This window comes from Pseudomonas nunensis (assembly GCF_024296925.1).
Lineage (GTDB): Bacteria > Pseudomonadota > Gammaproteobacteria > Pseudomonadales > Pseudomonadaceae > Aquipseudomonas > Aquipseudomonas nunensis.
Genome location: NZ_CP101125.1, coordinates 1,799,080 through 1,811,312, shown reverse-complemented (window position 1 = coordinate 1,811,312; position 12,233 = coordinate 1,799,080). Strand labels below are relative to the sequence as shown.

Genomic DNA, 12,233 nt, shown 5'->3' with positions numbered 1-12,233 from the left:
TGAATGTGCCGGCCTCTTCGCGGGCAAGCCTCGCTCCTACAGGGGGGTGGTGTTTGCTGGGCTCATCAGAATAGGTAGCTGGCCTTGAGACCGCCGCTGAAACCATGGCTGTCGCCGCCACCACTGGCGCCAACTTCAGCCCCCACGCTCAGCGCACCGAGATTGGCCATGAGGTTGACGCCGCCCGTGAACTGATCGCGGTTGTCGAAGGCGGCGCGCTGTTCGATGTCCAGGCCCAGCAGATGGCCTTCGCTGTCGACCGTGTGATCGCCCAGCACATGCTCGTAACCCACTTCGACACCCGGCACTAGATTCCACGCGCCCATTCCAATCGGCGCGAACGAGGCCTTGAGATTCGCCACCGCACTGCGGCGGGTAGCCTGGATACTATCGACGTCGAGAGCCAGTTCGCTGCCCTTCTCTGTGAAACCCAACAAATCCAGATGGCTGACGCGCACCCCGAGGCTCGGTTCGAGGGTCATCACGCTGAGCGGCAAACGGTAGCCCAGCGCCAGGCTGGTGCCGGAGAGATTGCCATGACTGTCGCCCTTGGCCGAACCGAGTCCGCCGCCGAGGTCGCGCTTGCTGTCGTAGTCGAGCCAACCGGCGTTGAGGTCGGCATCGACAAACAACCCGCGCTCCAGACCGCCCGGCGCGTAGCGGGCACCCACGGAGAAAAACGTCAGGTCGGTGTCGGCCTCGCCACCCGCCCCGCCAACGTTGCCACGGCTGTAGCCGAATCCGCCATGGGCGCTGAGTTGGTCGGAGAAGCGCTGGGTCAGGCCGATCATCAAGCCTTGGCTGTGTTCGTTGCTGCTGGCGACATGGGACGAGCCGTCAGTGCCGAGATAGCCCGCCAGCGCGGCGCTCCACAAACGGTATTGGCCGACCTTGAGGTCCGTGCCGCTGCTGAACGGCGCCGCAGCCTGGTCGATCATCGCGCCCTGACGCAGCAAGTAACTCGCGGCGTCCGCATGCACCTGGCCGCCGACGGTGGATTCGACACCGCCGAGCGTGCCGGCATCGATGGCCGATTGCAGGTAATAGTTATAGGCGCTGTAGGTGCCGGACAAATTGCTGTTCTGCAACTGCTGCAACAGTTGCGCGCCAGCGGCGGCGTTGCCGATCAAGCCCGCTTGGCCCGGCAGGCTGTTGTACTCGACCATTTTGCCGCGCAGCACGTAGAGGGTTTCCTGGGACAAACCCAGCCCTTGCTTGAGGTAGTTGTCCATGCTGCCGTACTGCGCGGTGACCTGATCCAAACCCGCTTGTAAGTAACTGGCCTCGACGCCGAGCAACGGTGCATAGATCGCGGCCATACTCGCCGGCATAGCCGCCAGTGTCGCTTTCATGCGCGCGGCGGTGTAATCGTTGGTCGCCAGGTAGTTGCTCATGATCGTGGCGTTGTCGACCCCGGCAATACTCAACAGCACAGCGGCTGTCCAACCGGTGCGGTCCTTGCCGGCGGTGCAATGGAACAACGCGGCGCCGTCGACACTGGCGAGTTCATTGAACAACCGGGTGAACTGGCCGCGCATCCCCGCATCGCTGACGAACGCGCGGTTGGTCTGCTGCATCATCGCGATGGCGTCGGCTGCGCTCTTGAACGAGACCGTGGTGATGTTCGCGCCGGAGGTGGTGCTGCCGATGATGTCGATGTTCTCGTAGGTCGCCCCCGTGAGCATGGTGTCGGGGGTGCCGGCAATTTCGGTCGGCGTGCGCAGGTCATAAACAGCCTTGATCCCCAAGCCGTTCAACGTCGCCAGATCCGCCGTCGACGGTGTCAGCGCATTGGAGCGGTAGAACACGCCGGTGCGCATCGTGCCGTCATTGGCGGTGGAATACGCGGTGGTGGTGCCGGCGAGGTCACGGAAATTATCGATGCTGCGCAGGTGCGGCGTATCGAGGGTGGTGGTTTCGGCGGCCTGGGCAGCGGCGATGGACAGGCTCAAAACGGACAGCGAACACAGAAGACGTTGAAACACGGTGCAGCCTCATTCAAATCGCGTTGGGCTGCCCACTATCTGCAATCAAAAAAGACTGAATATGACAAATTGCCGAGGGATGAAAATCCGTGCGCGATTGGTCCACCGGGTGCGTATTCTGTCCGTGGCGCCGAGGAACGTCAGAGGCGAAAGTGTTGCTGCATGGCTTGAGCCAGCAGGTTCACTGCTTCATCGTCGTGTGAGGATGACGATCGCACAAACACGATTTCATGCTCCGGAATCACGGGCAATCCGTCGAGGATCTGCATGTTGTCCGTGACCATGGCGCGGTCGATCAGACTGATCGCCAGCCCCGCCTCCACACACGCCTTGATCGCCTGATTGGAGGGACTTTCAAGCACCACCCGCAAGCGTCTGCCGCTGTGCTTGAGCGACTCGATCATGGCTTGTCGATAAGGACATTGCGCCGCATGCACGGCCAGTGGCAACGGGTCCATCGAGGCCACCGCGGTGTGAGTCGGCCCGACCCAGACCGGTGTGGTCAAGACCAGCACTTGCGCACTCGGCTGCCCCTTCGGCTGGGCAATCACCGCCGCCTGAAGCTTGCCGCGCTGTACCAGGTCACGCAGCGCATAGCTGGGTGCGGTCTTCAACTCCAGCACCACATTGGGCCACGCCGCCGCGAAGGTCGGCAGGATGTCGCGGATCACATGGACCGCATATTCATCGGGGACGCCCAAGGTAATGCGCCCGGCCAAATGAGTGCCATGCAAATCGGCGAGCACCCGGTCATGGGTGCTCAGCAGTTCGGTGGTAGACAACAGCAGCCGCCTGCCGAGTGCGGTCAGGGAAACGGACTGGTTATCCCGGTTCAGCAAACGCCCGCCGGCCACCGCCTCCAGCCGCTGGATATGCACGCTCACTGCCGCCGGACTTTTATGCAGCTGCTCGGCCGCCGCACTGAATTTGCCGATCCGCGCGACGGCGTGAAACGTACGGACCAACTCGATATCAAGGATCGCTGTCATGGTTCAGCCTTCGTGAATGACTGCTGCACTTTATTTTGATTTATTAGACTACGCCGGTTTCGTAGCCTGTGGTGATGAACCAGCACACTCCGCTTACCGCTCATCCGCAAGCCACGCGAGCCTGGCGCCAGGCGATCCCGTTGCCGTTACTCGAGGCGGCGCTGATTCTCACCTGGAGTTCCGGGTTCGTCGGCGCGCGATTCTCGATTGATTACGCGCCCGCCCTGTTGGTGGTGTTTTGGCGCTGCGTGGTGGTCACGCTCATCCTGTTGCCCTTCGTCGCCAAGTCGTTGCGGCAGACCTCCCTGCCCGTCCTGCTGAAAAACGCCGGTATTGGCCTGCTGGCCATGGCGGGCTATCTGGCCGGCGTCATCCAAGGCATCGCCCTCGGCGTACCGGCGGGTCTGGCCGCGTTGTTCGCCGACCTGCTGCCGATGGGCATGGCGCTGCTGGCCGCGCTGGTGCTGGGGCAACGATTGGCCTGGCAGGTCTGGGCTGGTTTGGTCATCGGTTTGGTCGGCGTGGTCGTGGTGACCCATGGCGCACTGGCCTGGGGCAACGCGCCTTTGTGGGCGTATGGCCTGCCGCTGCTCGGCATGCTGTCCCTCGCCGTCGCTACGCTCTGGCAGAAGCAACTGTCCGCCGAGGAATCGCTGGGTCTGCTGCCCAATCTGTGGCTGCAATGTTTCGTGTCGAGCATCGCATTCGCCATCGTCGAGGGAACCCAAGGCAGCCTGGCGCCGATCCCCAGCACGGGGTTTGCACTGAGCGTGCTGTGGACGGTGGGGTTGTCGACCGTGGGCGGATATGGGCTTTACTGGATATGCCTGCGCCGCGCGACCGCCACACGAGTTGCCAGCGTTTTGTACCTGAGCCCGCCGGTGACGATGGTTTGGGCGTGGGCGATGTTCGACGAACCCCTGTCGTGGCAGATGGTGTGCGGGATGTTGGTGTCCGGGGTCGGGATCTGGCTGGTGGTGCGCGCGGAGGCTCGGCAGAACCCGTCATGATCAACTGGACAATCTTCCGCACAGTCTGAGTTACTGCCAGAATCATTCGAACGGGGGCAACGTATAAAACGTCCCAATACCCCGTCCCATTAAAGCTGTGAGGATATTGGCCTATGAGCTCACCACCTGAAGGACTTCCCGTTTATCGAGTGCTGACGGGACCCGATGACGCCGCTTTTTGCCACCGCGTAAGCGACGCACTGAAAATGGGTTATGTGCTGCATGGCGCTCCTGCAGTAACGTTCAACGGGGAACGCGTGATCGTCGCGCAGGCCGTTATCTGGCCTGCGAAAGTTGCCTCGTCCGCATAGCATAAACAGTGAACGGCAATTCATGCCTTCGACGTCCGTACCCCAGGCCAGCGCAATGATGAAAATTGGCGCAACACGCTACGTGCTATTTGTTTTGCCGCTCGCCGTGTTGTGCGAACCAGCACAGGCATCAACGTGGCAAATCTGCAGGATGGAAGTTCGTGTCACTGAGGTAGTGAAACGCCCGTACCCACAACTACAGGGGCAGATCCTGAAAGCCACCCCTGCATCGACTTCGGTCGAATGCCCGGAGGTAAGTACGTCGATCACCTTCACCCCGGAAACGACCGACTACCAAGCCACATTGCCACGCCGACAGTGGCCCAAAAAAGGCCAGTCGGTGCGCATTGATTACCGTTATCTGGATGGCATCTGTAAAGGCGACGGCAATGATTATGCGTGTCGTATCAAGCATTACCCGTTGGTTGCTCGGTAACTACTTATCGCCGTAAACAGGCCCTCTCAGGCTTCGCTTTCTCTCAGGAAAATCATGGACATTCGACTCACGGAAGAAAAAGACTGGAAGCTATTGAAGCAAATCCGCCTCGCCGCGCTTTTGGACACGCCAACAGCGTTTGGTGTGAGCTACCAAACCGCCGCCCATTACACTGACGAACAATGGAAAGAACGTGCCTCGTCAGGCAGCGGAACGCAGTTCTGGTTGACATTCGAAGACAATAAACCCTTAGGCATGATCGGAGCCGCGGTCAGCCAGACGAATCGCTATAACCTGATCGGCATGTGGGTTGAACCCACCGCCCGTGGCTCCTCCGTGGCCAATCAACTGGTGGAGGCGGTGAAATCCAGCGCGATGGTCAAAGGGTATGATCGGGTTTTCCTGGACGTTTCTCCCGACAATGCCAGGGCCGCGAACTTCTATCTGAGGCAGGGCTTCACGTTCATGGATGAATGGGAACCTCTGGAAAGCCATCCGCATATCAGCGTCCAGACAATGTTTTGGGTTGTGCGGGACTGACGTCTACTCACCCCATGTTCCGTCACGAGGGAATATCAATGCCGTTGAGCTTTCACAAAATGCACGCCAATGGCGATGACTTCGTTATCGTCGACGCGCGCAACGCGTCCAATCCAGTCACCAGTAGCCTGGCTCGGCGAATGGGCGACCGGAACCGGGGCGTCGGCTTCAATCAACTGGCGGTGATACTCGATTGCGATGATGCGGACGCGCGCCTGATCTTCTGGAATGCCGATGGCTCCGCGCTGGACGCGTGTGGCAGCGCCACCCGGGGCGCCGCCGACCGGCTGATGCGTGAGTCCCGTGTGACTTCAATCGTGTTGCGCACCAATCGTGGCCTGCTCACGTGCGAACGAACGTCGGCCGGCACCATTTCCGTCAACATGGGAGCGCCGCTTTTCGACTGGTCAGAGATTCCCCTGGTGCGGGAAATGGATACCGCTGTTTTGCCACTTGCTGGTGACCCGGCAGCCTGCAGCATGGGCAATCCGCACTGCACCTATTTTGTGGATGACGTGGCGGCCGTCGACATTGCGACCATCGGCCCCACCCTTGAAACCAACCCGCTGTTTCCCCTCGCAACGAACGTGCATTTCGTCCAGGTCATTGATCGAAAGCACATCCGGTTGCGCATCTGGGAACGCGGAGGTGGCATCCCCCTCGGCTCAGGTTCTTGCTGTTGTGGCGCTGCGGTTAACGGCATTCGTCGTGGTTTGCTGGACAATTCCGTTGCGGTTGAATGTGACGGCGGAACCGTAACGGTTCAATGGGATGGCGCAGGCTCCGTGGTTCTCACGGGGCCAGTCGAAACGAGTTTTTCGGGCGTCATTCCAGACAGCCAGTTGCGGGCTTTTTAAGTTCCCGGTCATGCGTTCTCATCACCCGACCGGGTAAACGAATACCGATCGATATCTGTCCTGAGCTGCCAGCCCTGGCTATGCCAATACTTAGCCGCTGCTTCGTTGGTCTTGAAAACATCGAGATGACATTTAAGGATTCCGAGCGCTTCAAGGCTCGATAGACAGCGCGCCACCAAAGCATTGGCGATGCCTTGCCGCCGATGCTGCGGCAGCACCACCAGATGCTGCAAATACCCTCGGCGGCCGTCGTGCCCGCACATGACGCAAGCGCCGATAACGCCCTCCACCTCTGCAACGAAGCTAAGTCCGGGATTGCGCTCCAGATACTTCGCAGTCGATTCTCGAGAATCGGCATCCCGCAGGGAGACGCCCGGCGTGCGTTTCATCAGGTCGATCACGGCCTCGTAATCGTCCAGGGTCATGACACGGAGCGTGAGCATAGATCGAGCCTTGCTTTGGTCAGCGGCGGGTTTGGCAGACTAGCAGAAGCTTGCCGACAAGCCCTCTGCGAAAAACAGCCCCAAACGCTTACAATCGCCGTCCCACAGCGCAAAAACACAGGCCCGCCAGGAAATGCCGCTCGACCCGCTCACGATGTTGACAATTTCGGTCGCCCTTGCGGCGGCCGCTGCGCTGTACCTGGCGATCGAATGGCGCAGCATTCGCGAGCCCTCGTTGCTGTTCTGGAGCGCGGGTTTTGCCACGATCACCGTGGGCTCGACCCTCGCCCTGTTGCGCAGCAGCGGCTTTCTGTTCATCGGTATCTGGTTCGCCAACGGTCTATTGGTGATCGCGCACTTCCTGTTTTTACTCGGTGTCGCGCGCTTCACCCAGACGCGCCTGTCCCGTGTCTGGGCGCTGATGTTCATCGCGTGGCTGGCGATGTTGCTGGTGCCGGACGGGCCCACCTGGTCGAAAGTCATGCTGCTGGTCAACTCGCTGCTGGTCGCGCTGTCGACCCTCAGGGCCAGTTTCCTTCTGCGCCCTCATGGCAAGTCGTTGAGCGTCGGCGCGGTGCAGCTGCGTTATGTGCTGCTGGCCCACGGGGTTTTCTATGTGGCCAAGGCACTCACGGCGGTGATTCCGGGCACGCTGATCGACTTGGCCGCGCTGCGTGGCGCGATCATTCAGATTTCCCTTGTCGAAGGCGTGATGGCGATCATGTTGATCGCCCTGTCGATGACCGGCACCGAGCGTTATCGGCGGGAGAAACAGATCGCGCACCTCGCCGCCCGCGACCCGTTGACCGCCCTGTACAACCGCCGCGCCCTCGAAGTGCGGGCGCCGCGTCTGTTGGAAGACGTCTCGTCGACTCGCCCCGGCGCCTTGCTGCTGATCGACATCGACAACTTCAAACTGGTCAACGACTTGTACGGCCATACCGCCGGCGACCGACTGCTCATTGCGCTGAGCGAGATGATTCGCGCGGTGCTGCCCGAAGCGTCACTGGCGGCGCGGCTTGGCGGTGACGAGTTTGTCATCCTGCTGGGTAACGCCACGAAAGAACAAGTCGTCAGCCTGGGCAACACACTGCGCGAACAGTTTCAGCAAACCGCCACACAGACCTTCCCTACGCCCGAACCGGTGACACTGAGCATCGGCGCCGACCTGTTCGACCAGCCACCCGCCAGCCTCGCGGCACTGATCGAACAAGGCGACGCCGCGCTCTACGCGTCCAAGCGTGGCGGGCGCAACAGCATTCGGCTGGTTGATCGGACGCTTTAATTCCCGAGCGGATTCAGCGTTAGAATCCGCCCACGTCAGGCTCACATTGTTCAGGATGATCGTCATGCCTCATACCGAAACGTCCCTGCAAGACCTCGCCGCCCCCGAAGGCGTGTGCTACGGCTGCGGCGGCCGCAATCCCCATGGGCTGCACGTCAAGAGTGTGTGGCACGAGGACGGCGTGCATGTTGTCGCCGAGCACATCCCGGAGGCCAAATACTGCGGCTGGCCGGACCTGGTCTACGGCGGCCTGATTGCGATGCTGGTCGATTGCCACTCGAACTGGACGGCGATGGCCTATCACTACCGCGCGCAACAGCGTGAACCGGGCAGCCAGCCGCGCGTCGACTGCGTCACGGGCAACCTCGGGATCAAGTTCATCAAACCGACACCCATGGGCGTGACGCTGACCCTGCGGGCGAAAGTCGAGGGCGAGGTCGGACGCAAAACCCGGGTGGTCTGCGAGGTCTTCGCCGGCGAAGTACTCACCGCAATTGGTGACTCGACTTTCGTGCGCGTGGACACCGGGCAACTCGCGGACGCGGCGCACGGTCGGTGAAGCATTTCACCCATGCCTCGCCTCGCCGCTTGGTGTTAAATAGCGCCAGTTCGCAACACCGTACAACGAGAACAATCATGAACAGCCATTTTGAGAGAACAGCATGATCGAGGTCACCGAGGTTTCCATTGCCGAGCTGCGTGCTGCGCTCGAATCGGGCCAGACCACCGCGGTTGAGCTGGTCCAGGCCTACCTCGCGCGCATCGACGCCTACGACGGCCCGAACACGTCCACCGCCCTCAACGCCGTGGTGGTGCGCAACCCCGAAGCGCTGAACGAAGCACAAGCGTCCGATGCCCGCCGCGCCAAACGCCAGACGCTGGGTCCGCTGGATGGCATCCCCTACACCGCCAAGGACAGCTACCTGGTGAAAGGCCTGACCGCCGCGTCCGGCAGTCCCGCGTTCGCCAACCTGATCGCCTATCGCGACGCCTTCACCATCGAACGCCTGCGCGGCGCCGGGGCGATTTGCCTGGGCAAGACCAACATGCCGCCGATGGCCAACGGTGGGATGCAGCGCGGGGTCTATGGCCGGGCCGAGAGCCCGTACAACGCTGACTACCTCACCGCGCCATTCGCCTCCGGTTCGTCGAACGGCGCCGGCACGGCCACCGCTTCCAGTTTCGCGGCATTCGGTCTGGCAGAAGAAACCTGGTCCAGCGGTCGCGGCCCAGCGTCGAACAACGGCTTGTGCGCCTACACGCCATCGCGCGGGGTGATCTCGGTACGCGGCAACTGGCCGTTGACGCCAACCATGGACGTGGTCGTGCCGTTTGCGCGGACCATGGCTGACTTGCTGGAAGTGCTTGATGTAGTGGTCGCCGAAGACACCGACACGCGCGGCGATCTGTGGCGCCTGCAACCGTGGGTGCCGATTCCGAGTGTGGCTTCGGTGCGTCCTGAATCCTATGCCGAACTTGCTGCGAAGCCTGATGCGCTCGCAGGCAAACGCCTTGGCATTCCGCGCATGTACATCAATGCTGATCCTGAGGCGGGCACGTCGGAAGCGCCGGGGATTGGTGGCCCGACCGGGCAGCGCATCAACACGCGTGATTCGGTGATCGAACTCTGGAAACAGGCACGCCAGGCACTTGAAGCGGCGGGTGCAGAAGTGATCGAAGTTGATTTCCCGCTGGTTTCGAATTGCGAAGGTGATCGCCCGGGAGCGCCGACCGTATTCAATCGCGGCATCGTTTCCAAGGAGTTCCTGCACCATGAGTTATGGGACCTCACAGCGTGGGCGTTTGATGATTTCCTGCGGGCGAATGGCGATCCGAAATTGAATCGTCTGGCGGATGTCGATGGGCCGTTGATCTTCCCGCATGACCCGGGGACGCTGCCGAATCGTGAGGGCGACCTTGCGGCAGGCATGGACGAATATGTGCGAATGGCCGAGCGCGGAATTACGCCGTGGGATCAGATCTCGACCGTGCCGGACGGACTGCGCGGGCTCGAACAGACCCGCCGACTCGACCTTGAACACTGGATGGATCGCCTTGGGCTGGATGCCGTGTTATTCCCGACCGTTGCCGACGTGGGCCCGGCGGATGCGGATGTGAACCCTGAATCGGCGGACATCGCCTGGAGCAACGGCATTTGGGTGGCGAATGGCAACCTCGCGATCCGACATTTGGGTGTGCCGACAGTGACGGTGCCGATGGGTGTGATGGCGGATATTGGCATGCCGGTCGGGCTGACATTTGCGGGTCGGGCGTATGACGATTCGACGTTGCTGCGGTTGGCTTCGGCGTTTGAAGCGACCGGCAGCAAGCGGCTTATTCCGCCGCGCACGCCAGCACTGTCAAGCCGCTAACGCAAATCTCAAGCAACACAGACACCTTGTGGCGAGGGGGCTTGCCCCCGTTGGGTCGCGCAGCGGCCCCAAAAACTGCAACCGCGGTGTTTCAGTTTTGCGACTGCTTCGCAGCCGAACGGGGGCAAGCCCCCTCGCCACAGGTTTGTGTTCATGGAGGAGATTGCAGTTAAACCGCTTTCACCTCCCCACCATCCATCCGCAACGCCGCCCCCGTCATCCACCTCGCCCCAGGCGACACCAAAAACGCCATCAACTCCGCAATCTCCTCCGGCTCGCCAAACCGGCCAATTCCCGCCTCCTGCGGAAACTTCAACATGGCCTCCTCCACCGACATCCCATGCGACGGCGCCCATTTCTCCAGATACGAACGCCGCCGCCCGGTCATCACCGGCCCTGGCAACACACTGTTCACCTGCACCTCATCCTGCGTGCCACGATCCGCAAACGCCTTCGCCAGCGCGACAATTGCCGCATTGATCGTGGCCACCGCCGCATACGGCGCCTTGGGTGTCGCCGCCGAGTTTCCGGACATCAAAACCACCGCGCCCTTCGCCGCTTTCAACGCCGGCCACGCCGCCAGGGTCATCCGGCGCGCGCCGTGCAGTTTCAGCTCGGTGCCGTCATGCCATTGCTGGTCGGTCATGTCGAACAAATCGATCTGCGGCACCGCGCCGGCAATGTTGAGCAGGGCGTCTATCCGGCCAAACGCCGCCAGCGTCTGATCCACCACTTGCGCGGGGATCGCAGGGTCGGCGACGTCGCCCTCAACGATCAGGCATTGTGCCCCGATCTCGCGTACTGCTTGCGCCGTCGCCTCAAGGTTTGGCCGATTTCTGGCGACAAGCACCAGCGCATCAAAATCCCGCGCCAGACGAATCGCCGTCGAGCTGCCGATGCCCTGGCTGGCACCGGTCACAATCGCTACTGAGTTGATCATCGTGTTCTCCCGGGCCTGATTCATGCGTGCACCACGACCATTTTTCCGCCGGCCTCGTTGGCTTCCATCACGCGATGGGCCTCGTGGATTTCCTCGAACTTGAAGATCCTTGATGGGGTGACGTCCAAGCGCCCGGCCGCCACGTCTTCGGCAATCGCTTGCAACGGCACGTCCGACAGCGGAAACCCCGGCGTCCCGAACACAAAACTGCCGAAGAAAGTCAGGTAAACGCCGCTGGCCATTTGCAGCAAGGGATTGAACTCAGGGATGGGAGCGAGTCCGCCCAGCCAGCCCGCCAGGCAGACCTTGCCGCCCCGGCGCACCATCGACAGCGAATCCAGAATGGTGCTGTTGCCGACCAGATCGAGCACGGCGTCGAATTGCCCGGTGATTCGCGTGGACAGCTCCGGCCCTTCCTGTTCGACACCGACAACCCCCAGCGCCTCAAGCATGGCGAAGCGTTCGGTGCTCCTGGATGTTGCGACAACTTGCGCCCCAGCATTCACCGCCAACTTCACTGCAGCCTGACCAAACGAAGACGTGGCACCACGAATCAACAACCGTTGCCCCTTGACCAGCTCAAGGTTGCGAAACATACAAGTCCACGCCGTGGCATAGGTTTCCGGAATCGCCGCAAGCTCCGCCCAGGGCAAATCCGCCTCGATCAGCGCCACATTCGACACCGGCGCCCGGGTGTACTGCGCGTAGCTGCCATTGATGGTCCGGCCCAATCCGCCCATCAGCGCCGCGACTTTGGCCCCCACCGCGAACTCGCCACCGGGGCACGACTTCACCAGCCCCACGCACTCAATGCCCGACACCGGCGCCGCCTCGGCCCACTCGCCGCGACGCATATGCATCTCCGCGTGGTTGATGCCGAAGGCCTTGATCTCAATCACCACATGACCCGGCATCGCTTCGGGCTCAGGAATATCTCTGTAAACCAAACTGTCGAGGCCGCCGAATTTCTCAAGAACGATCGCTTTCATGACGTCTATCCCAGGGTTGATTGTTTTTGGGGTCGCTTCGGCGGCGCATCTACATAACCGCACTGAAGATGATTAA

Annotated in this window: 13 protein-coding genes; 8 read left to right on the top strand and 5 right to left on the bottom strand. The window is 61.5% G+C overall.

Translation table 11 applies throughout. The annotated features are described in order from the left end of the window. Positions 1 to 65: 65 nt before the first annotated feature. Both NK667_RS08110 and NK667_RS08105 read right to left on the bottom strand, forming a co-directional pair. A complete protein-coding gene (locus NK667_RS08110; RefSeq protein ID WP_054614314.1) occupies positions 66 to 1,985 on the bottom strand; it encodes a tyrosine-protein phosphatase in 1,920 nt (639 codons plus the stop codon). Between the two features lie 140 nt (positions 1,986 to 2,125). After that, the gene (locus tag NK667_RS08105; RefSeq protein ID WP_054614313.1) at positions 2,126 to 2,974 is read right to left on the bottom strand and encodes a LysR family transcriptional regulator; all 849 of its coding nucleotides are present in this window, start codon (positions 2,972 to 2,974) and stop codon (positions 2,126 to 2,128) included. 74 nt (positions 2,975 to 3,048) lie between these two features. Between NK667_RS08105 and NK667_RS08100 the strand changes: the two genes are divergently transcribed. The 5 genes from NK667_RS08100 to dapF all read left to right on the top strand — a co-directional run bounded on the left by NK667_RS08100 (position 3,049) and on the right by dapF (position 6,128). Further along, the gene (locus tag NK667_RS08100) at positions 3,049 to 3,984 is read left to right on the top strand and encodes a DMT family transporter (protein ID WP_054614312.1); all 936 of its coding nucleotides are present in this window, start codon (positions 3,049 to 3,051) and stop codon (positions 3,982 to 3,984) included. Positions 3,985 to 4,097: 113 nt separating this feature from the next. Continuing rightward, positions 4,098 to 4,295 (top strand): DUF1737 domain-containing protein, encoded by a 198-nt coding sequence (locus tag NK667_RS08095; RefSeq protein ID WP_083471295.1) that lies wholly within the window; start codon positions 4,098 to 4,100, stop codon positions 4,293 to 4,295. Positions 4,296 to 4,350: 55 nt separating this feature from the next. Beyond that, complete coding sequence (locus NK667_RS08090; protein ID WP_152980892.1) at positions 4,351 to 4,731, top strand: hypothetical protein; 381 nt, start codon at positions 4,351 to 4,353, stop codon at positions 4,729 to 4,731. Between the two features lie 54 nt (positions 4,732 to 4,785). After that, positions 4,786 to 5,271: a GNAT family N-acetyltransferase gene (locus tag NK667_RS08085; RefSeq protein ID WP_177331424.1), complete on the top strand. Its 486-nt coding sequence runs from the start codon at positions 4,786 to 4,788 to the stop codon at positions 5,269 to 5,271. 38 nt (positions 5,272 to 5,309) lie between these two features. Next, entirely contained in the window at positions 5,310 to 6,128 is an 819-nt protein-coding gene (dapF, locus tag NK667_RS08080; RefSeq protein ID WP_054614311.1) for a diaminopimelate epimerase, read from the top strand. Between the two features lie 8 nt (positions 6,129 to 6,136). On the opposite strand, the gene NK667_RS08075 is transcribed toward dapF, so the two are convergent. Beyond that, on the bottom strand, positions 6,137 to 6,571 hold the full coding sequence (locus NK667_RS08075; RefSeq protein ID WP_054614310.1) for a GNAT family N-acetyltransferase: 435 nt from the start codon (positions 6,569 to 6,571) through the stop codon (positions 6,137 to 6,139). Positions 6,572 to 6,704: 133 nt separating this feature from the next. On the opposite strand from NK667_RS08075, the gene NK667_RS08070 reads away from it, so the two are divergent. The 3 genes from NK667_RS08070 (at position 6,705) to NK667_RS08060 (ending at position 10,228) form a co-directional block, all read left to right on the top strand. After that, on the top strand, positions 6,705 to 7,856 hold the full coding sequence (locus NK667_RS08070; protein WP_054614309.1) for a GGDEF domain-containing protein: 1,152 nt from the start codon (positions 6,705 to 6,707) through the stop codon (positions 7,854 to 7,856). Positions 7,857 to 7,920: 64 nt separating this feature from the next. After that, complete coding sequence (locus NK667_RS08065) at positions 7,921 to 8,415, top strand: PaaI family thioesterase (protein ID WP_054614308.1); 495 nt, start codon at positions 7,921 to 7,923, stop codon at positions 8,413 to 8,415. Between the two features lie 103 nt (positions 8,416 to 8,518). Continuing rightward, positions 8,519 to 10,228 (top strand): amidase, encoded by a 1,710-nt coding sequence (locus tag NK667_RS08060; protein ID WP_054614307.1) that lies wholly within the window; start codon positions 8,519 to 8,521, stop codon positions 10,226 to 10,228. A gap of 169 nt (positions 10,229 to 10,397) precedes the next feature. Here the strand turns inward: NK667_RS08060 and NK667_RS08055 are convergent, their stop codons facing one another. Both NK667_RS08055 and NK667_RS08050 read right to left on the bottom strand, forming a co-directional pair. Continuing rightward, positions 10,398 to 11,168, bottom strand: a complete 771-nt coding sequence (locus tag NK667_RS08055; RefSeq protein ID WP_054616226.1) for an SDR family oxidoreductase — start codon at positions 11,166 to 11,168, stop codon at positions 10,398 to 10,400. Positions 11,169 to 11,188: 20 nt separating this feature from the next. Continuing rightward, positions 11,189 to 12,157: a zinc-binding alcohol dehydrogenase family protein gene (locus NK667_RS08050; protein ID WP_054614306.1), complete on the bottom strand. Its 969-nt coding sequence runs from the start codon at positions 12,155 to 12,157 to the stop codon at positions 11,189 to 11,191. Positions 12,158 to 12,233: the final 76 nt, after the last annotated feature.